This is a genomic window from Streptomyces sp. NPDC016845 (genome assembly GCF_044332585.1).
Lineage (GTDB): Bacteria > Actinomycetota > Actinomycetes > Streptomycetales > Streptomycetaceae > Streptomyces.
The window spans coordinates 354,017-376,134 of record NZ_JBIRPI010000004.1 but is presented as its reverse complement, the minus strand read 5'-3'; the positions used below and the strand labels follow the sequence as shown (position 1 = coordinate 376,134).

Below are 22,118 nucleotides of genomic sequence, written 5' to 3'. Positions count from 1 at the left end.
TCACCGAGAAGAATATTCCTGTCAAGGAATAAGTCGAGGCGGGCTGAGCCGATGAGCGGCGAACAGGTGTCACACCGGGAGGGAGCCTCGCGCCGGGCGCTACGGCACGGGAGGTGCCTCCGGGGAGCGGAGTACGAGCAGAGTGATCTCGCTGGGGGCGAAGACGCGGAACGGCGGACCCCAGAAGCCGGTGCCGCGGCTGGTGTAGAGGAGGGTGCGGGCGCCGTGGCGGCTGAGGCCGGCGAGGGCGGGCTGGTCGAGGCGGACCAGGTGGTGGAAGGGCCAGATCTGCCCGCCGTGGGTGTGGCCCGAGAGCTGGAGATCGATGCCGTCGGCTGCCGCCCGGTCGACGAACTTGGGCTGGTGAGCCAGGAGAAGTACGGGCAGGCCGGGGTCGGCGCCGCGCAAGGCTTCGGCGAGGTCGGCGCCGTGGCCGCCCACGCCGGAGGACTCCGCGGTGACGTCGTCCACGCCGGCGACCACGAGGGTGTCGCCACCGCGTTCGAGTAGCAGGTGACGGTTGCGCAGCGGCTCCCAGCCCAGTCGGTCCATCAGGTCCACCCAGCCCTGGGCCTCGCTGTAGTACTCGTGGTTCCCGGTGACGTAGACCCGGGCCCGGGTGGCCCGTACGGTGCCGAGCGGGGCGGCCTGGGCGCGGCGGCGTTCGGCCGTGCCGTCCGCGATGTCTCCGGTGTGGCAGACGAGGTCGGCCTCCAGGGCGTTCACCGTCTCGCACACGCGTGCCGACCAGCGGGCGCGGTCGAGGGGGCCGTAGTGGGTGTCGGTGATGAGGACGACGCGAGTGCCGTCCAACCCGGCTCCCAACCGCGGAAGTCGTACGTCGAGGCTGCGCACCCGCGGCACCCGGCGCGCTTCGGCGTACCCCCAGATGAGCAGCGCGGCGGCCACGCCGAGAACCGCCCACGTGACGATACGGGCCCGGTCCTCGCCCTCGCCGACACCGGCCGCGACCAGAGCGAGCCGCAGCAGGACGCCGAGGATGAGGGACCAGGTGAACAGCACCCAACTCGCGCCGAGCAGCGTGTCCCCGATGATCGAAGCCCGGTCCTGTTGCCGCCGTCCGTGGCCGCGCACCATCGCGAGCGGCATGGTCACCAGTCCGAGGACGAACAGCGCGGTGCCGGCCAGTGTGACGGGCGCCGGCCAGTCCTGGCCCGCGTACAGCAGGACCCAGCAAGGCACGCTCCAGAGCAGGACCGGCGCGATGAGAGGTATGTAGCGCATCAGCCGGCGCAAAGCGCTCTGCCGAGTCTCGGGTGCCGCACTGTCGGCGGACTCTGCGGAAGCCGTGGAAGCCGTGGAAGCCGTGGAAGCCGCGGGAGGCGTGGAAGGCGTGGAAAGCGCGGCGTCGGCGGGATCGGTGGGGTCGGCGGGCTGGGTCTTACTGGTGTCGGTCACGCTTCCCCTCCTGGAGCAACCGCGGTCTCGCGCGCACTGTATCCGGTCGTCCACCAGCCGGATGAGGGCGCGGGGCGTTCAGGGACGTACGAGGCGGCGCAGCGCGATCAGGGCCAGGGGCGCGTAGGCCAGGACGACGGGAAGGGCTCCCTCGACCCGCAGTCGCGTGGCGGCGCCCGAGGCTCCGTACGGTCGTACCTCGTGCCACAGCCGCATGCGGACCGGTCCCGCCTGCACACGCCAGCTCCATGAACGGGCCGCGGGATCGACGGACGTGATGACGAACGCGACGGCCGGTCCCACCGCGGGTCGCAGGCGCCCCCGCATTCCGGCTCGCAGGGTCTCGCCGGTCTCCACGGACCGGATCTGCGGCGCCCAGGTCGGCCAGAGCGCGGGGTGCAGGTAGCGCCGCCACGCCGTGTCGGCGTTTGCCGCGCCACGCGCGCGTAGGGTCAGTCTCACTCAGCCAGCGTGGGCGTGTGGCACCACGGGCGCCACTTGTGCGCCGGAGTCACGCGGTACTTGCGGCCGCTTCCCATGGCAGGGCCGCGGCGATCTCGAAAGTCGCGCTCAGGTCAGTCATACGCAGCACGCGCAAGAGGCTCTCCTCATCCGTGACCAGGCGTAGCCGTCCGCCGCCGGCGGACGTCCGCGTCTGCGCACGGCACAGGGCGCCCAGACCCGCGCAGTCGACGAAGGTCACCTCGCGGAGGTCGACCACGACGTCGGGGAAAGGGGCCGTGGTCAGCACGTCGAGGTGGGCCGTGATGCGGGGCACCGCCGCCACATCGATCTCCCCGTGCAGGGCGACCACATGGGTGTCGCCGACGGAGTGCTCGGTGAGGACGGAGGCGGTGCCGCCGTGGGTGAGCGTCATGGCTCCCAGCCAACCCTGCGAAGGCACCGTCCTTGCAGGGACATCAGGCCCCGATTCCCCTGATCGGCAGGGCCGTTCGGCCCGAGTTCCTGTTCGGTGGCGTAGGTGTACGACTTCCTGTTCGGTGGCGTAGACGTGCGACTACCTGTTCGGTGCCGGAGGTGTACGACGCCGACGCGGGGGCACCCGGAGGGCGAGCGGGCCGGTGCATCCCCCGTCACCGGGCCCGCTCGTGCCCCGGGGCGGGCGGCTTCTCAGGTGGAGTCCGGAAGCCGCCCGCCGCCCCGACCCTCCGCGCTATGTGCTGCTACGGGGCTTGCGTGGGGCCTTTCCCCAGGATCCGACAGGCCGTTCCTGACGCGCTTCGGCGACGTACTCCGCCCGCGTCGGGACGGTGCGTGCCGGTGGGGGCAGGACCGTCTCCGCGTCCCACGGGTCCAGCTCCGTCCACCCGAACCCGCTGACGATCTCGTCGAAGACCGGTGCGAAGTCCGCCCCGACCAACTCGGGCATGCGGTGACCGAGTTGGCGAACACGGTCGGCGAAGGCCGCGGGCAGCGGCACGTGATACGTCTCCAGGTAGTGCGCGAAGTCCGCCCGCCATACCCACACGCCGTCGGTGACGAGTGACGAACAGCCCGACGTGTGCCGGTGGGCCGCGCCCGTGAGGGGGTCGAACCCCGCCTCCATGAAGTGGGTGAGTCGATGGCCCCGGTCCAGATACCGCACGATCCTCGCTTCATCCGGTTCGCCGGACTCGCGCACCTGGGCCCTCAGCGGCCCCGCCGCCAACTCGCCCGAGAAACCGAAGTCGTCGAAGAACCCGAGCAGCCTCAGCATGCGTCCCCCGCTCCGACGCGCCTACCAGACGACACGACACGACACCCCAAGATAGGCCTCAAGATACGCCCCAAGATACGTGTGCCAGTGCTACGCGGTCTTCACCGCTCCGCCGTCGATCAGGTGGTCGGAGCCTGTGATGGCGGCTGCGCGGGGCGAGGTGAGGTAGGTGATGAGGGCGGCGACCTCGTCGGGTTCGACGAGTCGGTCGATGAGCATGCCTGTCGCGCCGGGCAGGTTGGCGATGAGATCCGGGTGGGGGATGCCCATGGCACCGGCGAGTTCGGCGCCGTAACCGGTGGGGCTCTCCCACAAGTCGGTGCGGACCGGCCCGGGGGAAACGGTGTTCACCCGTACCCCGTGCGGGCCGAACTCCTCGGCCAGTGCTTTGCCGAACGCCGTGAGAGCGGCTTTGGCGGTGGTGTAGGGGATGGGCCCGCTGTGCGGGATCCGGGCCCCGTTCGAGGACACGTTGACGATCGCTCCCCGGGCGGTGCGCAGAGCGGGCAGCGCGGCGCGGGTGACGCGGACGGTGGCCAGGAAGTTCAGGTCCACCACCTGGGCCCACTGATCGTCGGTCAGTTCGAGGAAGCCGCCGCTGAGGCCGCCGTCGCCGCCACCTACGTTGTTGACGAGGATGTCGAGTCCGCCCAGCTCGGTGAGGGTCTCGGTGACGAGTCGCCCGGCCGCGGCGGGGTCGGAGAGGTCGGCTGCCACGGGTATGGCCCCGACCGCCGTCAGCTCCGGGCCGGGGTTGCGTGCGGCGCCGACGACGCGCACGCCTTCGGCGGCCAGAGCGCGCACGACAGCCAGCCCGATTCCGCGGCTGGCCCCGGTGACAAGGGCGGTTCTGCCGTTCAACTGCAGGTCCATGACGCTCCGTTCGTGCATGCTGCTCGGATCTTTTGCATGCTTCTCGCATCGACGGTGACGCCGTGAACATAGAACATGCGTCATGAGTGTTGCAAGTAGTTAGCGACTTGCCGCACTGGCGTATTCTTTGCCGTGTCGAAGCGTCGACCCTCCGGAAGGACCTGCCCGATGGCGTTGCCCGCCTCCGCGAAACCCCTGCGTGCCGACACCCGGCGGACGGTGCGGACGATCCTCGAAGCCGCCGAGCGGGTGCTCTCCGCCAACCCGGCGGCGACGGTGGAACAGATCGCCGAAGCCGCGGGTGTCGCGCGGACCACCGTGCACCGCCGGTTCGCCTCCCGGGAGGCGCTGATCTCGGCGCTCGCCGCCTGGGCCACGCAGAGGTTCCACGAAGCGGTCGAAGCCGCCCGGCCGCGGACCGCCCCGCCCGCCGTCGCGCTCTACCAGGTCACCGTGAACGTGCTCCGGGTCAAAACCGGATGGGGCTTCGCCATGGGCGCACTGCCCACCGACGCCCCCGAGGTCGCCGAGGTGCACGCCGACGTACTGCACCAATGCGCACAGCTGTTCACGCGTCTGCGCGACGCCGGTCTGCTGGCCCCCGACACCGACCTGGACTGGGCGCAGCGCGTCTACTACGCGCTCATCCACGAGGCCGCCGACAAGGCGCCGGAGACCGACGCCGCCCTCGACGCCCTCGCCACCCGTGTCGTCGACACGCTGCTGCACGGGCTCGGCGCTCCGGCCACCGCCTGAACGTGTTGCCGCCCCGCGCCGGGAGAAGGCCCCGGCGCGGGGCGGGCGTGAACGCGCGCGATCAGCCCACGCTCACCATTCGTGCCTTGCTCGGCACCCCGGCCGAGTCGAGGGCGAACAGGAGGTAGCTGCCGGGCAGTGCCACCCCGGGGTCGGCGGGGATGGTGAGGGTGTAGGACGTCGCGCTGTTCCGGGTGAAGGCGAGGGGTACGCGGCGCTGGTCGTTGTCGGTGGAGTGGGTCGCCGCGCCCGCGCGGACCAGGGCGAACGAGGTGACCGCCGAGTCCGTGGTCACGGGGACACTCGCCCCGTTGGCGACGTGGGCGGGCACGGTGCCGGTGAGGGCCGGGCGGGTGCGTTCGGTGCCGTCGGGGTTGAGCAGGTAGGGCGGGCTGAAGACGGCGCCGTCGGCGTGGTTGGTGGCGCAGTCGCCGCACAGGCCGCCGCCCCCGGAGAAGATGCGCCCGTCGGGCAGCAGGTTGGCCACGCTGTGGTAGTTGCGCGGGACCGCCATGCTCGCCATACGTGTGAACTGCCCCGTCGCCGGGTCCCATATCTCGGGTGTGAGTGAGGAGGTCGCGTCGCTGAACGGGACCGGGTAGGACTGGCCGCCGAACACCGCGACCTTGCCGTCCGGCATGACCACGCTGTTGCCGAAGGAGCGGGCGAAGTCCATGTCACCGGTGCGCGCGGCGCGCGGCTGACCGCCCCCGGTGAGGTCGACGGTGTAGGCGCGCCGGGTGGCCGTGGTGTTCTCGTAGGCGGTCGCGCCGCCCAGGGTGAGGAGTTTGCCGATGTCGTACGCGACGGCGTTGCCGTTCATGGCGTCGGCGCTGTCGGCGCGCGTCCCCGCGGCGGTGACGGAGCCGTCTCCCTGCGTGGAGATCCAGTTCATCTGCTTGCTCGGCCCGAGCTGGAGGACCCGGCCGTTCGACGTCGCGTGCAGCCATTGGTGGTTGTCGGCGCGGTAGGGGCCCGCCGGGTCGGCGGTCATGGTGTTGGTCACCGGTACGCCGGGCAGCTTGCGCCAGGTCCCGGTGTTCGGCGACCAGACCTCGCCGTTCTTGCCGCCCTGGCCGCCGCTCCAGGAGCCGCCGAGGACGAACGCGTCGCCGCCTGAGAGCAGCGTCATGGCCTGGTAGCCGCGGGCGATGTTCATGTCGGTGGTGGCCGACCAGGCGTCGGTCGCCGGATCGTAGATGCTGGCGCGTTCGGCGTTGCTGCCGCCGGTGACCAGGACCCTGCCGTCCTTCAGGACGGCGATGCCGGGGCAGAACATGTCGTGCTCGGTGTTGTCGACGCGCCGCTGCGTGACGGCTCCGGTGCCGAGATCCATGATCGCGGTCTGTGTGTAGCCGTTGCTGCCCCCGAAGCGGTCGACCCCGTACGCGGACCAGGCCAGCATCTTGTTGTTCGGCAGGAGCGCCGTGGCTACGGGGACCAGCGGGAAGCCGGTGATCCGGCCCCAGGAGCCGGCGGTCGCCGGGTTCGCCGGGCCGCTGAGGCGGATCTCCGCCGCCGAGGACCACGGCCCGCGTCCGCCCGCCTCCGTGGTGGCCGTCAGGCGTACGTACCGGGCGCTGACGGTGCGGGTGAAGGTGGCGCCCTTGACGGTGTCGTCGTCCTTCCAGGTGCCGCTCGCGACGGGTGTCCCGAAGGTGGTGCCGTCGGTGCTGGTCGTGACGGTGTAGGCGCCGACGCGGCCGTTGGCGCCTGACCTGCGCGGCTGGTAGGTCAGGGCCGAGACGTCGCGGGCGCTCTTCATGTCGATGGTGATGCTGTGCGGCAGGGGCTGTGCGGTGCCGGAGTAGCGGCTGTGCCAGATGGTGTTCGGGTCGCCGTCGAGGACGTTCGCGGCGGCATCCGTCGAGGCGCTCGTCTCCTGGTCGCTCGCCGACGCGGTCCAGCCCGTGCGCGCCAGGTCGACCACGGAGGCGGGGGAGCCGGGATCGCCGAGGAGGTTGATCTCGGCCGCCGATGTCCAGGGGCCGCGGTTGCCGGCCTCGCTCGTCGCGGTGAGCCGCACGTAGCGGGCGCCCTGCGCGGCGAAGCTCAGGGTCTTGGCGGTGGCGTCGTCGCCGAGGGTGCCGGAGGCGACGGCGGAGCCCCAACTCGTACCGTCGGCGCTCAGATGGATGGCGTAGGAACCCACCCTGCCGTTGGGGCTGTTGGTGCGCGGCTGGTAGACGAGGGCGGATACGACAGCCGTACGGTGCATGTCGACCGTGATGGTGTGAGGCAGGGGGGCGGCGGTGCCGCTCCACCTGCTGTGCCAGATGGTGGCGGTGCTGCCGTCGAGGACGTTGGCGGCGCGGCCGTTCTCGGACGCGGTCTCCTCGTCGCTCGCGGACACGGTCCAGCCGTCCCTCGGGAGTACGGGGGCGGTCGGTTCCATGGCGTCGGCGGGTACGACCGGCTCGTGCGGCGCCGCCATCGGATGGACCGGGTCGGGAGCGCCGCCGGGGCCGGGGGCGTTGGCGGCCGTGGCCGAGCCGCCTCCCGTCAGCGGAAGCAGGGCGGCGATGACGGCGGCGAGCGCGAGGGCTATGAGGCCGGTGGATCGGAGGCTGGTCGATCGGAGGCTGGTCGGTCTGAGGCCGATGGACCTGAGGCCGATGGATCGGAGGCTGGTCGCTCTGAGGCCGGTGGGTCTGAGGCCGATGGACCTGAGACCGACGGATCTGGGTCTGCCGTGCGGAAAGGGCTTGAGCAGACGGGTCAGCATGATGTCCCCCAGTGGTGCGCGAAAGGTGCGCAGATGAGGGCATGACCATGCCAACAGGGTGGAGTGGTGTAAAGGGATTTCCCGTACCTGTCGGTTGTTTCCGCGGCCGACGCCACTGGCGCCGCCCCGCCCCGTTCGTCAGGATGGCGGGGTGAAAACGATCTCCTTCCCCCAGACCGAACTGCGGGCCTCGAACGTCGTCCTGGGCCTGATGCGCATCGCCGAACTCGACGACGACGCCGTCCGCGGGCTGTATCACAGCGCCCGGGAGGCCGGGATCAACACCTTCGACCACGCCGACATCTACGGCCCGTCGCGCCACGCGTGCGAGGAGCGCTTCGGCCAGGCCGTGAAGCTGACCGGCGCGGAGCGCGAGTCGATCGTGATCCAGAGCAAGGTCGGCATCCGGCCCGGCTTCTTCGACTTCTCCAAGGAGCACATCGTCCGCACGGTGGAGGAGTCGCTCGCGGCCCTGCGCACCGACTACCTCGACGTCCTTCTGCTGCACCGCCCCGACACGCTCGTCGAGCCGGAGGAGGTGGCCGCCGCCTTCGACGAACTGCACGCGGCCGGCAAGGTGGTGAACTTCGGGGTCTCCAACCACACGCCGGGACAGATCGAACTGCTCAGGACTGCGGTCCGCAGGCCGCTGGTGGCCAACCAGGTGCAGCTGAGCATCGCCCACTGCCCGATGATCGCCTCGGGTATCGCCGCGAACATGGCCGGCCTCGACCAGTCGGTGGACCGCGACAACGGGCTGCTCGACCACGCGCGCCTGAACAAAATCACGCTGCAGGCATGGTCGCCGTTGCAGAAGGGCTTCTTCGGCGGGGTCTTCATCGGGGACCGCGAGAACTACGCGGAACTGAACGACGCCCTGGACGAGTTGGCCGAGAAGTACGAGGTGACGCCGACCGGCATCGCCGTCGCGTGGATCACCCGCCACCCGGCGAACATGCAGGTGGTGCTCGGCACCACGAACCCGGGCCGGGTCGCCGAGTCCGCCGCGGGCTCGGACCTCCCGCTCACCCGGGAGGAGTGGTACCGCCTCTTCCGGACGGCGGGACACGTGCTGCCTTGACGCGGGTCGGCCCGGCACCCCGGGAGGGCAGCCGTCCGGTGCCCCGCCACGACTCCGTGACGGGGCGCCGGACGACGCCGCTCATCCCCGGCGACGCAACTCGATGGCGAGCGGTGTGGCGGTGAACATCGACGAGTACGTGCCCACCGCCAGGCCGATGAGCAGGGCGAGGGCGAAGTCGGTCAGGGTGTCGCCCCCGAGGACGGCCAGCGCGGTGAGGATGAACGCGGCGCCCATGCCGGTGTTGACGGTCCGGGGCACGGTCTGCAGGAGCGCTTGGTTGGCGACGCGGTCGAAGGGCGTCTGCCGGTCGCGCCGGGCGAGCTCTCTGACCCGGTCGAAGACGACGACGGAGTCGTTGACGGAGTAGCCGATGACAGTCAGCAGCGCGGCCAGGAAGACGCCGTCGATCGGCTTGCCGAGCCAGGCGAAGACACCGATGACGATCACGGCGTCATGGGCGAGGGCGGCGACCGCGGAGGTTCCGAGCAGCCAGCGGAAGCGGACCGCGAGGTAGACGAGTTGCGCGCCGAGGGCGACCGCGAGGGCGATGAGGGCGCCGTTGCGCAGTTCCTTGCCGAGGCTGGGCCCGATGGCCTCGTCGCGCACCTTGCCGGCCCGGTCGGTCAGACCGGTGACGGTGTCGGTGATGGCCGCGGCCTGGGCGTCGGTCAACTGCTGGGTGCGGACGGTGAGGTGGTTCTCGCCGGAGGTCTGCACGACGGCCTGCGGGAATCCGGCGTCGGCGAGCGCCTCGCGCACCCGGTCGGGGCCGACGGCGGAGGCGGTGGAGTACTCGATGAGGCGGCCACCGGTGAACTCGACACCGTAGTCCAGCCCGCGCACGACGATGCCGGAGGCGGCCACGGCGAGGACGACGGCGGAGACGGCCAGCCAACGGCGCGGATGGCGCATCAGATCCGGGTTCCTGCGGCTGAGCCGGGCGCGGACGGAGCCCGTGTGGGCGATGCCCGTCAAACGGGGGCGGCGACGCAGACCGGGCCGGGCGACGGCGAGGTCGGCGAGGGCGCGGGTGATGACGAGCGCGCTGAGCATGGAGGCCAGGACGCCGATGCCCAGCGTGACGCCGAACCCTCGTACGGGCCCGGAGGCGAGGAAGAACAGCAGTCCGGCGGCGATGAGAGTGGTGATGTTCGAGTCGGCGACCGCGCTCAGCGCCTTCTTGAAACCGGTGGTCAGGGCCGACCGTGGCGTGGAGCGGTCACCGGAGACGTACTCCTCGCGGGCGCGCTCGAAGACGAGCACGTTGGCGTCGACCGCCATCCCGATGGCCAGCACGAAACCGGCGAGGCCGGGCAGGGTCAGGGTGGCGCCGAGGGCGGCGAGAGCGGCGTAGGAGACGAGGCCGTAGCAGGCCAGGCCCACCGTGGCGAGGAGGCCCATGATCCGGTAGACGGCGATGATGAACAGCGAGGTCAGTGCGGTGCCGATGGCGGCGGCCCAGGCACTGGCCTTGATCGCTTCGGCGCCCAGGGTGGGGCCGACCGTCCGCTGCTCGACGGTCTCGACCGGCACCGGCAGCGCACCGCCGTTGATGAGCAGGGCCAACTCCTTGGCCTCCCGGTCGTCGAAGGACCCGGTGATCCGGGTGGAGCCGCCGCTGATGCCGGAGCGGCAGGCGACGGACGGGTCGACCTGCGGCGAAGAGATGATCTTGTCGTCCAGGGCGATGGCGACCCGGCGGGCCGGATCTCCGGCCGCATGGCAGGCGGCCTCGCCGGTCAGACGGGCCCACCCCGCTTTCCCCGCTCCCTCGAAGTCGACGGTGACGTGCCAGCCGGCGCCGCCTTCCTGGTCGAATCGGGCGGCCGCCTTGTCGACATGGTTGCCGGTGAGCGAGGCCGTCCGCAGACGCAGGAGCTGACCGGATTCGTCGGCCATCACCTGCTCGCCGCGCCGCTCGGGCGGTGCGGCCCGGTCGACGTCAGCGGCGCCGAGCACCTGGTGGAAGGTGAGCTGGGCGGTGCGGCCGAGCACCTCCGCCGCCTCGCGGGGATCTTGCAGGCCGGGCAGTTCGACGACGATCCGGTCGCTGCCGGAACGGGCGATGGTGGGCTCGGCGACACCGAGCGCGTCGACACGGCCGCGCAACACCTCCACGGTGCGGTCCGTCGCCTCGCCGTCGTCGTCGGCATCGGCGGTGGGACGGGTCTCCAGCACGATCTGCGTGCCGCCCCGCAGGTCCAGTCCCAGGTGGACGGGCACGGTGAGCGCGACATACAGGGACAGGGCGACGGCGGCGAGGGCGATCAGCCCTCTGATGCGTCGAGATCGGGCTCGGAGTCGGGGTCGGCATCGGCGTTGGAGTCGGGGTCGGGGTCGGGGTCCGGGGCGGGACCGGGTCATGGGGGCCTCCGGCAGGCACACCGCGGCCATGACAATGACCACGGTCGAGAAGGGTGTGAAGGGTCTGAAGGGCAAGGTCGCTCTAAGTGCCGGAGAGCGTGGGTGGTGCCCTGACCCCGTGACGGTGTGCCGGTTGGACGGACGCGGGTCGGTCTCCCGCGGTGATCGAGGCCCACGCGGGACGCAGCGGACGGGCTTCCGCGTCAAGTGACGTGCCGGGGGCGGGAAGCGGCGGGGCGTGACGCTCGCCGGTCGCGTCCCGCTGGTTGCGTACGGCCGCGGCGGAGGCCGGGTCGGCGTGGTCCGCGACAAGCTCGCCGCCGCGCGCGGCCGGGTCCGCCGCGAGCACCGCGCCACCCCGTGTACGAGGGTGCTCGCCGCCCGAGGCGGGCGGGCCGAGCAGGGTGACGAGGACGGTGAGGAGGAGGGTGAGGAGGAGGGTGAGGAGGAGGGGCCACATGGCGGCGGGGCCCGTGCCGCGCGGGCGCCGGGCGGAGTGCGCGAAGCGAGCCATCCCCCTCACCCCCCTTCGACGTTCAGGCTTCGATCAGGCCGACGCGGATCGCGTACCGGGTGAGTTCGAGGCGGTCCCGCAGGCCGAGCTTGTGCAGCAGGTTCTCCCGGTGCCGGTGGACGGTCTTGATGCTGATGAAGAGCAACTCGGCGATCTCCTTCGAGGAGTGGCCCTCGGCGACGAGCTTGAGGACCTCCTCCTCTCGGGCGGTCAGCACCTGCTCGGGAGGTTCCTCGCCGTTGCGGACCCGGTCGAGGTAGTTGCGGACGAGGGCGGTGACCGCGCCGGGATACAGGAAGGGCTCGTCGCGCATGGCGGCCCGGCAGGCCGCCACCAGGTCGCGGTCGGCGACTGACTTCAGCACGTATCCGCTGGCGCCGGACTTCAGCGCCTGGAAGAAGTACTGCTCGTTGTCGTGCATCGTCAGCATCAGCACGCGCACGGACGGCTTCAGCGCGAGAAGCTCCCGGGCGGCCTGCAGACCGGTCATCCGGGGCATGGCGATGTCCATCACCGCCAGGTCGATGTCATGGGCGCGGGCCAGTTCGACGGCCTCCGCGCCGTCGCCGGCCTCGGCGACGACCTCGAGGTCCGGCTCCTGGTCGAGAATGAGCCGCACTCCGCGACGTACGAGCGCGTGGTCGTCGGCGAGGAGGATGCGGATCGCGGAGGTGTGGGGCGTGGTCATGGCTGCTTCCTGGGACGAGGTCTGACGAGGGGTACGGTCAGCCGGACCGTCGTACCGGCGTGCGGCTGTGAGGCGACGTCCAGAGCGGCCCCGATCAGCAGGGCCCGCTCCCGCATGCCTCGCATGCCCGCCCCCTCACGAGCGGCCCCGGTGCCGCGGCCGTCGTCGGTGACGGCCAGCTCCACCGCGTCCCCATCGTGCCGCAGACCCACCTCGACCTGACTCGCCTCGGCGTGGCGGGCCGCATTGGTCAGAGCTTCCTGCGCGACGCGGTACAGCACGAGCTCGGTCTGCTCGTCGAGAACAGGCAGGCCGGTCTCGAAGCGACGTACCACGCGCAACCCCACGTGAGTGGCGAACTCGCTGGTCAACGAGGTCAGGGCGCTGACGAGACCGAGGTCGTCAAGGACGCCGGGGCGTAGTCGGCGCACCAGACGCCGCACTTCGTCCAGGCTTCCCCGGGTGATCTCCTGCGCCTGGCGCAGCTCGCCGCGCAGTGGTTCGTCCGCGTCGTCGGCGGCCCGCTTGAGCGCGAGGAGGATCGCGGTCATGCTCTGGCCCACCTCGTCGTGCAGTTCCTGGGCGATACGGCGCCGCTCCGCCTCCTGCGCGAACAGGGCGCGGGCGCTGCTGGACGCCCGCTCGTGCTCGAGGCGTTCGAGCATGGCGTTGAAGGTGCGGATCAGTTCGGCGGTCTCGCCACGGCCCCCTTCCGGCAGCCGCTGCCCGGGGTGCAGCAGGTCGACGGTGGCCATCAGCCGGGTGAGCCGGTCCAGCGGGGACAGGCCTATCCGCAGCAACGCCGCGTTGGCGACCAGCATGACGGCGAGGCCGCCGACGAGGATGACCGCCTCGGTCAGCACCACCGGCACGGAGACGGTCACCGGAGCCCACAGCAGCAGCGCGGTGGCGCTGCCGAGCACGACCGCGTTGAGCGCGAAGATCCGCCAGAACAAGGACACCGGGATGACGCCTTTCGTAGTGAGACATGGCCTTGTCCCTACTCTCGGTCACCGCACACTCCGAGCGTGCACTGCGTCCATCGGTTCTGACCGGCCCGCTGTCCAGGCTGCCTGCTCCCCGCGCCTCGGTCGATGGGCATCAATGCCCATTTCCGGGGCCTCGTCCTGTGGATCGCGATGGGGCCCCGGCCCGCCACAGATGGGTATCACGACCGATGGGTTTCGCGCGCCATCGCCGTCATGGTGGGGGCAACACGACTGACCGTGACCGAAAGAAGACCGACCATGTCCCTCGACACACCCTCCCAGCCCGCAACCCGCCTCGCGCGACTGACGCCGCACGAGGCCCGCCAGCGCCTCGCGGACGAACGCACCTCGCGCCTCACCCAGCTCCAGGCGATCGACGAGGCCGGGGCGGACGTGGGGGAGGGGGTGATGTCCGCGCAGAAGGACACCGTCAAGCGGGTGCTCGCCGAGATCGAGGCGGCTCTCGGCCGCGTCCAGAACGGCAGTTACGGCAACTGCCGGACCTGCGCCGAGCCCATCCCCGTCGAGCGCCTGGAGATCCTGCCCTACACGCCGTACTGCGTCCCCTGCCAGCGCAAAGCCGTCTGACGACCGCCGGTCCGCATCCGCCTCCCTTCTTCCGCCCTGCCCAAGGGGTGACTTGGTGACCCACCTGACCGACGTGACGCATCTGACCGACGTGACCGACGTGACCGACGTGACCGTGGACGACGAGCGCACCGCGCCTATGTCGGTCGAGGATCGCACCGCGCCTCTGTCGGTCGAGGACCGCACGGCGCCTCTGTCGGTCGAGGACCGCACGGCGCCTCCGTCGGCCGAGGACCGCACCGCGGCTCTCTCGGCCGAGGACCTCGCCGCGCTGCGCGAGAGCCTGCACGAGCAACGCCTCTTCCGCCAGGAGCAGCTCCAGCAGCTCTCGACCGCCGCCGCCTCCCGCGCCGACGCGCTGCGGGCCCGTCAGGCGCCTTCCCAGCTGGAGGTGCGCGTCAAGCTCGCCGCCTCCGCCCGGATGGTCCTCGCCGACGTCGAGGCCGCCCTCGCGCGGATGGACAGGGGCCGCTACGGCATCTGCCTCCTGTGCCGCGGCCCCGTCGCGCGCGAGCGGCTGGCGATCGTGCCGCAGGCCCGCTACTGCGCCCGCTGTCAGCAGGTCAGGGAGGCCGGCCGGTGACCACCGCCCCCGACCCCGTACTCGTACGGCACCGCGCGTGGCCCTGGTGCCGACGGTGCTCCGGCATCGCCCTCGACCTGGGCAGCGCCCGCACTCGCGCCTGGACGTCCGGGCGGCGCATGATCCTCGACGTGCCCACGGTCACCTTCCCGGGCGACGGAGCCACCTACCCCGTCCAGCGGGGCACCATCGTCGACACCCCCGGGACCGCCCGGATGCTCGACCGGCTGCTCCGGCCCCGCCTGCCCCGGTTCGGTCGCCCGCTGCTCATTCTGACCACGCCCGTACTGGGCGGCATCGCCTACCGGACCGAGGCCCGCAGCGCGGTCGAGGTCCTGCGGCCGCACACCGTGCTGACCGTTCCGGCCGCACGCGCCGTGGCCGAGACCGCTGACGCCGATCTCGCGCAGCCGCTCCTCGTCGTGGACCTCGGCGCCCACGTCACCGAGGTCACGCTCCTCGCCGACGGCGCGGTGACCGATGCCCGCCGCACCGCACTCGGCACCAGCGACCTGGACAGCCTCGCCCCACCCGCCCGGATCACCGAGGCGGTGGCCGCCATGGTGACCGGCATGCTGGACGAGGACCGCACCTCCCAGACGTCCGACGCCCTGCGGCGAGGTGTGCTCGTCGCCGGCGGGGGCGCTCTGCGTCCCGACATCACCTGGCATCTCACCGGCCGGTTGCAGGCGCCCGTACACCTCGTTCCCGCCCCGCACACGGCAGCGGTCCGCGGCGCCGCGAAACTCCTGCAAGCGGCCCACGGCCACCCGTGACCACAGCTACCCGTGACCACGGCCACCCGTGACCACAGCTACCCGTGCCCACGGCCACCCGTGACCACAGCTACCCGTGACCACGGCCACCCGTGACCACGGCCACCCGTGACCACGGCCACCCGTGACCACGGCCACCCGTGACCACGGCCACCCGTGAAAGGAGAAACACAGTGGACCGCGACATACCCCCGGCCCACCCTCCCGAAGAGCTTGAGCGAGTGCTGCTGTGGCGATGGCGGCGCAACCCGTTGCGGCGCCGCGCGGACCTTGCCCAGGCATGGATCGCAGTCGGCCTGTTCCTGACGGTCCTGGCCGCCACACCGGCCGCGATGCTGCTGGTCGGTGACACCGTCCACCGCCGGCTGACAGAAGCCGCCCGGCATCAGACCGCCACCGGGCACGACACCTTCGCCGAACTGCTGCACGACGCTCCCCGACACCCCGAACCGGGCTCGGACGAGGCGAAGGAGGCCCGGTACCCGGTCACCGTCCGCTTCACCGATCCCCAAGGGGACATCCGCACGGCGAAGACGGACGTCGAGCCCGCACTCACCGCCGGCAGCACCGTCCGCGTATGGGTCGACGCCGCGGGAAAGATCACCGACGCGCCGCTGACCGCCGCACAGGTCCGTGACCGTGCCATGGGGCGTGTGGTCATCACCGCCATCGCCGTCCCGTTCTTCGCCCTGGCCGTGTACGCCTACGTGGACCGCAGGCTGGAGCGGTACAACCTCGCCCGCTGGGACGCGGCCTGGGCCCGCACCGCCCCTGGATGGACCACACCTCGCTGACCGGCTGACGCGGCATCAGGCCACCGCCGGGTCGGCGCGCAACGTCACCCGGGTGCGCCGCGCTGTCACCCGTGACTCGTGCTGGGCATGCGGGGAGCGCCGTGCGGGGTCACGCTCATGGCGTGTGGAGTTCCGGCCGCCTCCACCGGCCTCGCGGTGCTTCTCCGTCGGGTCAGTCCGGGCCGGTGAACCTGAAAGGACCTCATCTCATGCGCAGCATCGCCATGTACGCGGCCGTCGGTGCCCTGGTCACTCCGCTCGTCATCGGCGGCGCGGGTCTCGCGTCGGCCGACCAGGGCCCCAGGTACGAGGGGACCCACCACTCGGCGAACAAGCACGGCGGGACGTCGTCGAAGACGAAGAGCGGCTTCACCGAGGACGGCACGGCCTACTTCGTGAAGGTGACGAAGACGTCCGACAGCACGAGCCGCACGACCAGCGCCACGTCCTCGCACGCCTGACGCGGGAGGCGGACCGCCCGTCGCGCTGCGTCATGTGGCCCAGCCGCGACACGGACGGCTGACGGGCACCGCACCCCGTGCGTCCGGTGTCGTTGAAGGCGACATGAAGAAGATCATGACGGTGATGTCCCTGGTGGTCGGTGCCGGTGCGGTGACAGCCGGTTCGGCGGCAGCCGACCACGAGCCGCCCCAGGACAGCCACAACGGGCCTGTCACCGCGCTCATCAACACCGGGCACATCGACGATCCCATGGAAGACGTGCTGGAACACACGTTGAACTTCGGCGACGGGTACAGGTGGGGCTGACCGGGCCGAAGCCGTTCCCCGTCAGCCCGCTGTCGACGGCTCCGGCCATGCCCCGCGGTTCACCAGGTCGAGCACGAGCGCGGCGATGTTGTGCGCGTCGTCCTCGCCCCGGTGATGGCGCCCTTCGAGCGGCAGTCCGGCGATCTGCAGGGCGCGATCCATGCCGGGTCTTCTGCGCAGCCCGTAGCCTGCGGCGAACACGGCCTTGGCGTTCGTGTGGGTGCGCTCCGGCGGGCTGCCGAACGGGTAGATCACCTCATCGGCCCGGCACTGCCGCACGAATTGCCGGCGGTCGTAGTCGCCCCAACTGGCCCAGGGGCGCTGCGCGGCGTCGAACTCCTCGACGAGCGCCCGGCATGCCTCGGCGAAGGTGATGCCCCGTCCGACTTCGGTCTGCGTCAGCCCGGTCAGTTCGGTGCAGAACTGGCTCACCGCCGACCGGACGGGGCGCACCACGATGCGGTGCCGGGACACCCGGCGCCGCGCCGGTACGTCGACGACCGTGAGCCCGATCTCGATGATCTCGCTCACTGAACCGGGCGGCGGCTGCCCGTCCCAGCAGGTGGCTTCCACGTCGACGACGTTCAGCAGGGCGTTTTCGTGAGGCATGAGGTCGAGCGTAGGGACGCGGACCTGCTCACAGCACCTCGATTACTCCGGGTCCGCACCCCAACTCGGGTCCGTCTGTCCGGTCCTGTCGGTTCTGCCCGGTCCTGTCGGTTCTGTTCGGTCAGGATGCGTGCCGCACCAGGTAGGCGGTGCCCACCCTTGCCGCCTCGGAGGCGTCCGCCTGGACGGCGAGTCCCTGTGCGGCCGTGGTGAAGTCGAAACCGCTCGCCACGGGCCGGGTGCAATCGACGCGTACGGCCTTCTTCGCGGAGCCCGAGACGGCCGTGAAGGTGACCGTGCCCCGCCCCGCACATGCCACGTCCACCCGCAGTACGGTGCCGGGCCCGACGGCCTCGTCCAGGTTCTCCCCGGGTATCGCCAGGGTGCCCGACTCCACGAACGCCGCGTCGTCCGGGTCGAGTTGCTCGACGCTGCCGAGCCGGGCGTGGGCTTCCTCGTCCAGCCGTTCGCGACCGGACGGGGATGTCGGCTGCGTGGTGGGCGTGGCCGTGGGGCTCGCCGTCTCCCGCGCCTGCGAGGTCGCCCGCGCACCGGACGAGCCGGAGCACCCGGTGGCCATGCCCGCAAGCAGCGAGACGGCGGTCAGGGCTCCGAGGGCGTGACGGGTGAAGCGGTACATGAGGTGGCCCCTCCTGGAAGCGAGCGGGGCGGCAGACGTCTGCCGCCCCGCCGCACGTACGGGTCGGGCGCCGCGGTTTCCGGCGCCCGACCCGCTCAGCTACGACTAGCCGCGGCCGTTGGCGTTGCGGCGGCGAAGGACGACCAGCACACCGCCACCGATGGCCAGCAGGGCCGCGGCGCTGCCGGCGATCGCGGTGGTGTTGCCGCTGCTGCCGGTCTGGGCCAGGTCGCCGTCGGCGGCCGGTGCGGAGGTCGACGGCGACGCGGCCGGGGCGTCGGCGGCGGCCGTGGTGCTCGTCGCGGTGGCGGGCGTCGCGGACGCGCTCGGAGTGGCCGACTGGCTGTCGGGCGCCGCGGGGGTCGAGGTCGCCGGGGCGGGCTCGTCCTCGGCCGGGGTCGAGGTGGACGGGCTCGGGGAGGAGGTCTCCGTCTCCGTGGTGCAGTCGCGGGTGCCGCCGTTCCACCAGGCGACGTTCTTCTCCTTGATGACGGCCCGGTCCGGGCCCTGCGGCAGGTCGCCGTGGACCAGACCGTCGTTCGCGTCGGTGAGCCCGTCGTACTTGACGCTGCCGCGGTACAGGTCCACCTGCGCGTAGCAACCGGCGTCGGGAACGGCGATGTCCAGGGACCCGCTGTCGCCGGACTTGACGGTCACGGTGTCGAAGTCGTGGAAGACCTGAAGTCCGGAGGTGTTCCACGTCGCGCCGTGGGTGCGGTACGAGGCGAGGGAGACGGTGCAGCCGCCGCTGCTTTGGGCGGGCCGCACCTGAAGGTGCACCTTGCCGTCGGCGCCCGGCTTGAGGGACAGGTCGTCCACCTTCACGGCCGCCGCCCACACCTTGCCGTCCAGGGAGAACTCGCAGTCACCGCTGGTGTCCTTGGCCGGTATCGCGTCCTTCGCGGTGTACGCGCGGACGTCCTGCCGTCCCCAGCCCTCACCGCCCGGCGTGCCGTGCGCCCACGCACCGGAACCCCCGGCGACGACCAGGCACACGGCGGCCGCGCCGCCGACAACGGCGCGTCGCGCCACTACTGCTGCTGACATAGGTCTTCTTCACTTTCGAGCAGCCCCGGGCCGCACGCCGTTCACCACGCGCGTCGGCCAGGGGTGAGGAAGGAAACGGCCACAAGATCATGTGATGGCCGCATTGATCGTCAGGCAGCCAGACATGTCCGTCAACGCCGGATGCTTAACGAAAGCATCACAAGCACCTGTCTCCGCGCCCTCACTTCACAACTGCGAGTGCCACCGGGGCAGCGCGGAGGGGCCCGCCCGGCTCACGGTGGCCGCGCTCATGGGAGGCGCCGGCCGGGCCCACGGCCGACCAGCACCTGGTCCAAGTAATGACGGAGTTCGAGTACGACCTGCCCGGCGAACAACTGTCCTGGAGCGCGCGGGACGACGGGCAGCAGCTGCGCGCCGAGCCGACTCACCGGCCGGTCCGCCACGCTCCGCCCCGGCCGCGCGCCGTCAGCACCCCGACAGACGGGCGGGTTCAGACGTTGTTCCCCGGGATCAGGAACAGGTGCACCGACTGGTCCTTCGCGCGGAACCGCTCGTTCTGGTCGCCCTTCTTCGCCCGGTCGGACACGATCACGACGTAGTCGGCGGAGACCCAGGACACGCCCTCCGGATTGCCGTAGACCGTTCGTCCCTTGCTGTCGGTCGGGAGGCGGTACACGGTGCCTTCGTCGACCTGCCACTTCCGGGTGGAGATGCGGCCCACCCACAGCGCCGACGACGCCTGCGAGAGGACGGCGATCCGGCCGTCGCGCACGGACACACTGCTGTAGTCCTCGAAAGGCAGCGACTTGGGCAGCCGGATCGTGGCGACGTTGATCCAGCGTTTGCCGCCCTGCCGGAAGACCTGGATGCGGCCGCCGCCCGGTTTCCTGCCCTTCGCGCCGCCCGCGCACAGGTTGCCCTCGCACAGGCCGAGGAGGTACCCCTTGCCCGAGCGCTCCACCCACTCCAGGCCCTCCATGCCCTTGTTGGCGTCGGCCAGGGCGAAGTCGAGAGGCGCGGAGCCGACCGGCCGCAGCTTCGCGTCGTACTCCTGGACGCGCGCGCGGAACCCCTTGGGTTTGACCGGTTCGGCCTCGCTCAGCGTGAAGAGGTGGTCGTGGCGGGTGTCGTGGGCGATGTCCTCGTAGCCCGGGTTCGTCGCCGACGCGGCGGACTTCTTCGAGCCGGGCCGCCTCTTCCGCTTGGCGTTGACGAGGCCGTTCTCCGGGGCTTTCGGCGACAGTTCGCTGCTGACCCGGATGAGGAACGGCAGGTTGTCGCAGACGATGAGGAAGAGCCCGTCGCGGTAGAGCACACCGCTGGCCTCAAGCCGGTCACCGGCACCGTCACCGATCAGCTCCTGGATCTTGGCCTCCTTGACGAGGCGCAGCTCGTGTGACGTCTTCTTGTTCGCGGTCATGAGGGCAGTGCCTCCATCGCGGTCGGGAAGAGGGCGCCACTGGCACCGTCGGGGTAGCTCTTGCGCAACTCGGTGAGCTGTTCGCGCGCGCGGTCGTAGCGCATCCGGGTGTAGTGGTAGATCCCGTACGTGAACTGCGAGCCGCGGCTCAGCTCCCACTGCCGGTACCCGGCGCGGTACACCTCGTCGTTGGTGAACTGCCGCCCCGTGTACGGCTGTCCGTCCGGGCTGACCGACTCCCCGTACGCGGCGGACGCGACGAGCTGCCACAGTCCGTCGGTGCGCCCGGAGCCTTCCGCGCCGAGCAGCGCGGAGATCCTCTCGGGCCCGAACTCCGTGTCGAGGAGGTGTTCCAGGTGGTCGAGGTAGTACTGGCAGAAGTCGTGGTGCCGCAGCAGGTTGGTGAAGAGCGGCAGCTGTGACACCTCGTGCGGTGCGTGCGTGATCCGGCAGTAGTTGCGGGTCATCGCCGGCCAGTCGAGCAGGTCCGTGTACTGCCAGGGCGTGGAGAAGAAGTCGATGCCCGAGCTGTTGTCGTAGTCCCAGGGGATGAACGTGAAGTACGGGCGGGCCACGAACCCCGTCGGATCGCCGAGCCGGCCCGCGTTGTAGAGGTAGTAGTTCGACGGCGTCGCGAAGTAGTTGTCCCAGCTGCCCAGGAGGACGTTGGCGCCCGCCCAGCGCAGGAACGCCGGGACGTTCAGGACCTCCTCGACCGACTCGCGGAAGGCGTCGGTCGTGAACCGCTTCTCGTCGCCCGCGAGTCGCACCCCGTTGACCGCCCGGACGAGCGTGGCGAGGTCGTCGTAGGTACTGGCCGCCGGATCGTCCTCGTTCGTCTTCAGGCGGTACGTACGGTCGTCCGGCAGAGCGCCCGCGGTGAAGTACTGCCGGCCGCTGTCGGTGCCGTCCGTGCCGGAGCGGTGTTGCAGGGTCGCGCAGCCGACGTCGCCGCAGTACGCCTTGTAGAGGTTGCCCTCGGAGTTCTTGCCGAAGTGGTCCTTGAGGAACTTCTTGTCGACCTGCTCGATGACCGAGTACAGCCCCAAGTAGCGGTCATTGATCGAGAACGTGGCGTACGTGTGCTGCGCCGCCGGTATGCCCGCGCGCTCCAGGAGCCGCCAGGCGACGGCCTCGCGCATCTGGGAGGGGTCGTTGTACATCGACTTGAGGTTGATCCGCTCCATGCCGTAGAGCCGGTCCTCGCTGTCGCCCACCTCGAAGTCGATCTTCCAGGAGCGCTTGGGCGCGTGCGCCGTCATGTTGCCGCTGTTGACCATGGAGAACGACGGGGTCGCGAGCAGCGTGTCGTCCGCCGCGGCGCCGCTCCTGGCCAGCGTCAGCCGCGCGCCCGGCGGCGCCTCCATCACCTCGTCGGCGGTGAGCACGCCGGACGGCCATCCGGTGACCTTGACCTGATACATGTCCTGAGCGAAGAACTCCGTTTTGTTCTCCGCCGCGTCGAGGAGTGCATCGACGATCCGTCCGATCGCGGTGGGCCGCCCGTCCGGACCGAGACATACGAGGCTGTCGTCCGCCGGAGCGCCCGACTGGCCCCGCTGCTCGGCGAGCAGCACGTCGTACAAGGCGCTGAACTCGGCCTTGGTGCGCAGCGCGGCGTCGACCGGGCCGGCCGTCGCGTTGGCGCGCTGGGCGAGGTCCCGGCCCGTGCCGGGTGGCAGAGCCGGCACCGCGATGCTCTGGTTCTTGAACGCGTCCCGGAACGTGCCCTTGGTCATGGTCCTGTCCACGCGGCCTCCCTGGGGTACCCCTTTCTCTCTACGCCCGGGGCCACATGACCGC

The 22,118-nt window shown here is 71.2% G+C and carries 23 protein-coding genes; 8 read left to right on the top strand and 15 right to left on the bottom strand.

Annotation, left to right across the window (positions count from 1 at the left end; all coding sequences use genetic code 11):
* Nucleotides 1–99 precede the first annotated feature (99 nt).
* From ACH4RC_RS14865 to ACH4RC_RS14845, 5 genes are all read right to left on the bottom strand, one after another.
* Nucleotides 100–1,245, bottom strand: coding sequence for a metallophosphoesterase (locus tag ACH4RC_RS14865; RefSeq protein ID WP_398199974.1), 1,146 nt, complete (start codon nucleotides 1,243–1,245; stop codon nucleotides 100–102).
* Between the two features lie 252 nt (nucleotides 1,246–1,497).
* Nucleotides 1,498–1,881 (bottom strand): SRPBCC family protein, encoded by a 384-nt coding sequence (locus ACH4RC_RS14860; RefSeq protein ID WP_398199972.1) that lies wholly within the window; start codon nucleotides 1,879–1,881, stop codon nucleotides 1,498–1,500.
* Nucleotides 1,882–1,930: 49 nt separating this feature from the next.
* The gene (locus ACH4RC_RS14855) at nucleotides 1,931–2,296 is read right to left on the bottom strand and encodes an STAS domain-containing protein (RefSeq protein WP_398199971.1); all 366 of its coding nucleotides are present in this window, start codon (nucleotides 2,294–2,296) and stop codon (nucleotides 1,931–1,933) included.
* Between the two features lie 297 nt (nucleotides 2,297–2,593).
* Complete coding sequence (locus tag ACH4RC_RS14850) at nucleotides 2,594–3,136, bottom strand: hypothetical protein (protein WP_398199969.1); 543 nt, start codon at nucleotides 3,134–3,136, stop codon at nucleotides 2,594–2,596.
* A 90-nt stretch (nucleotides 3,137–3,226) separates the two neighbouring features.
* On the bottom strand, nucleotides 3,227–4,009 hold the full coding sequence (locus ACH4RC_RS14845; RefSeq protein WP_398200520.1) for an SDR family NAD(P)-dependent oxidoreductase: 783 nt from the start codon (nucleotides 4,007–4,009) through the stop codon (nucleotides 3,227–3,229).
* A gap of 168 nt (nucleotides 4,010–4,177) precedes the next feature.
* On the opposite strand from ACH4RC_RS14845, the gene ACH4RC_RS14840 reads away from it, so the two are divergent.
* Nucleotides 4,178–4,765, top strand: coding sequence for a TetR/AcrR family transcriptional regulator (locus tag ACH4RC_RS14840; RefSeq protein WP_398199967.1), 588 nt, complete (start codon nucleotides 4,178–4,180; stop codon nucleotides 4,763–4,765).
* A 61-nt stretch (nucleotides 4,766–4,826) separates the two neighbouring features.
* Here ACH4RC_RS14840 and ACH4RC_RS14835 read toward each other — a convergent pair whose 3' ends face one another.
* Nucleotides 4,827–7,490, bottom strand: coding sequence for a discoidin domain-containing protein (locus tag ACH4RC_RS14835; RefSeq protein ID WP_398199966.1), 2,664 nt, complete (start codon nucleotides 7,488–7,490; stop codon nucleotides 4,827–4,829).
* Between the two features lie 151 nt (nucleotides 7,491–7,641).
* On the opposite strand from ACH4RC_RS14835, the gene ACH4RC_RS14830 reads away from it, so the two are divergent.
* A complete protein-coding gene (locus ACH4RC_RS14830) occupies nucleotides 7,642–8,571 on the top strand; it encodes an aldo/keto reductase family oxidoreductase (protein WP_398199963.1) in 930 nt (309 codons plus the stop codon).
* An 81-nt stretch (nucleotides 8,572–8,652) separates the two neighbouring features.
* Here the strand turns inward: ACH4RC_RS14830 and secD are convergent, their stop codons facing one another.
* The 4 genes from secD to ACH4RC_RS14810 all read right to left on the bottom strand — a co-directional run bounded on the left by secD (nucleotide 8,653) and on the right by ACH4RC_RS14810 (nucleotide 13,102).
* Nucleotides 8,653–10,938 carry a protein translocase subunit SecD gene (gene secD, locus ACH4RC_RS14825; protein ID WP_398200517.1) on the bottom strand — a complete coding sequence of 762 codons (2,286 nt, stop codon included), beginning with the start codon at nucleotides 10,936–10,938 and terminating at the stop codon, nucleotides 8,653–8,655.
* Nucleotides 10,939–11,020: 82 nt separating this feature from the next.
* Complete coding sequence (locus ACH4RC_RS14820; protein ID WP_398199961.1) at nucleotides 11,021–11,452, bottom strand: hypothetical protein; 432 nt, start codon at nucleotides 11,450–11,452, stop codon at nucleotides 11,021–11,023.
* 22 nt (nucleotides 11,453–11,474) lie between these two features.
* A complete protein-coding gene (locus ACH4RC_RS14815; RefSeq protein WP_398199958.1) occupies nucleotides 11,475–12,140 on the bottom strand; it encodes a response regulator in 666 nt (221 codons plus the stop codon).
* Nucleotides 12,137–13,102, bottom strand: a complete 966-nt coding sequence (locus ACH4RC_RS14810; protein ID WP_398199956.1) for a HAMP domain-containing sensor histidine kinase — start codon at nucleotides 13,100–13,102, stop codon at nucleotides 12,137–12,139. The genes ACH4RC_RS14815 and ACH4RC_RS14810 overlap by 4 nt, the downstream gene beginning before the upstream one ends.
* A gap of 285 nt (nucleotides 13,103–13,387) precedes the next feature.
* Here ACH4RC_RS14810 and ACH4RC_RS14805 point away from each other — a divergent pair, with 285 nt between their 5' ends.
* The 6 genes from ACH4RC_RS14805 (at nucleotide 13,388) to ACH4RC_RS14780 (ending at nucleotide 16,638) form a co-directional block, all read left to right on the top strand.
* Nucleotides 13,388–13,717 (top strand): TraR/DksA family transcriptional regulator, encoded by a 330-nt coding sequence (locus tag ACH4RC_RS14805; RefSeq protein WP_398199953.1) that lies wholly within the window; start codon nucleotides 13,388–13,390, stop codon nucleotides 13,715–13,717.
* Nucleotides 13,718–13,910: 193 nt separating this feature from the next.
* Nucleotides 13,911–14,300: a TraR/DksA family transcriptional regulator gene (locus ACH4RC_RS14800; RefSeq protein WP_398200514.1), complete on the top strand. Its 390-nt coding sequence runs from the start codon at nucleotides 13,911–13,913 to the stop codon at nucleotides 14,298–14,300.
* Nucleotides 14,297–15,076, top strand: coding sequence for a rod shape-determining protein (locus ACH4RC_RS14795; RefSeq protein ID WP_398199950.1), 780 nt, complete (start codon nucleotides 14,297–14,299; stop codon nucleotides 15,074–15,076). Before ACH4RC_RS14800 ends, ACH4RC_RS14795 begins: the two co-directional genes overlap by 4 nt.
* A 173-nt stretch (nucleotides 15,077–15,249) precedes the next feature.
* Nucleotides 15,250–15,870: a hypothetical protein gene (locus tag ACH4RC_RS14790; RefSeq protein WP_398199947.1), complete on the top strand. Its 621-nt coding sequence runs from the start codon at nucleotides 15,250–15,252 to the stop codon at nucleotides 15,868–15,870.
* Between the two features lie 209 nt (nucleotides 15,871–16,079).
* Nucleotides 16,080–16,331, top strand: a complete 252-nt coding sequence (locus tag ACH4RC_RS14785; protein WP_398199945.1) for a hypothetical protein — start codon at nucleotides 16,080–16,082, stop codon at nucleotides 16,329–16,331.
* Between the two features lie 103 nt (nucleotides 16,332–16,434).
* Nucleotides 16,435–16,638: a hypothetical protein gene (locus tag ACH4RC_RS14780; protein ID WP_398199942.1), complete on the top strand. Its 204-nt coding sequence runs from the start codon at nucleotides 16,435–16,437 to the stop codon at nucleotides 16,636–16,638.
* A gap of 21 nt (nucleotides 16,639–16,659) precedes the next feature.
* Here the strand turns inward: ACH4RC_RS14780 and ACH4RC_RS14775 are convergent, their stop codons facing one another.
* From ACH4RC_RS14775 to ACH4RC_RS14755, 5 genes are all read right to left on the bottom strand, one after another.
* A complete protein-coding gene (locus ACH4RC_RS14775) occupies nucleotides 16,660–17,247 on the bottom strand; it encodes an exonuclease domain-containing protein (protein WP_398199941.1) in 588 nt (195 codons plus the stop codon).
* A gap of 121 nt (nucleotides 17,248–17,368) precedes the next feature.
* Nucleotides 17,369–17,887: a hypothetical protein gene (locus tag ACH4RC_RS14770; RefSeq protein ID WP_398199939.1), complete on the bottom strand. Its 519-nt coding sequence runs from the start codon at nucleotides 17,885–17,887 to the stop codon at nucleotides 17,369–17,371.
* Nucleotides 17,888–17,992: 105 nt separating this feature from the next.
* A complete protein-coding gene (locus ACH4RC_RS14765; RefSeq protein WP_398199937.1) occupies nucleotides 17,993–18,934 on the bottom strand; it encodes an LAETG motif-containing sortase-dependent surface protein in 942 nt (313 codons plus the stop codon).
* A gap of 451 nt (nucleotides 18,935–19,385) precedes the next feature.
* On the bottom strand, nucleotides 19,386–20,315 hold the full coding sequence (locus ACH4RC_RS14760) for a hypothetical protein (RefSeq protein WP_398199934.1): 930 nt from the start codon (nucleotides 20,313–20,315) through the stop codon (nucleotides 19,386–19,388).
* Nucleotides 20,312–22,066, bottom strand: a complete 1,755-nt coding sequence (locus tag ACH4RC_RS14755) for a CotH kinase family protein (protein ID WP_398199932.1) — start codon at nucleotides 22,064–22,066, stop codon at nucleotides 20,312–20,314. Before ACH4RC_RS14755 ends, ACH4RC_RS14760 begins: the two co-directional genes overlap by 4 nt.
* Nucleotides 22,067–22,118 lie beyond the last annotated feature (52 nt).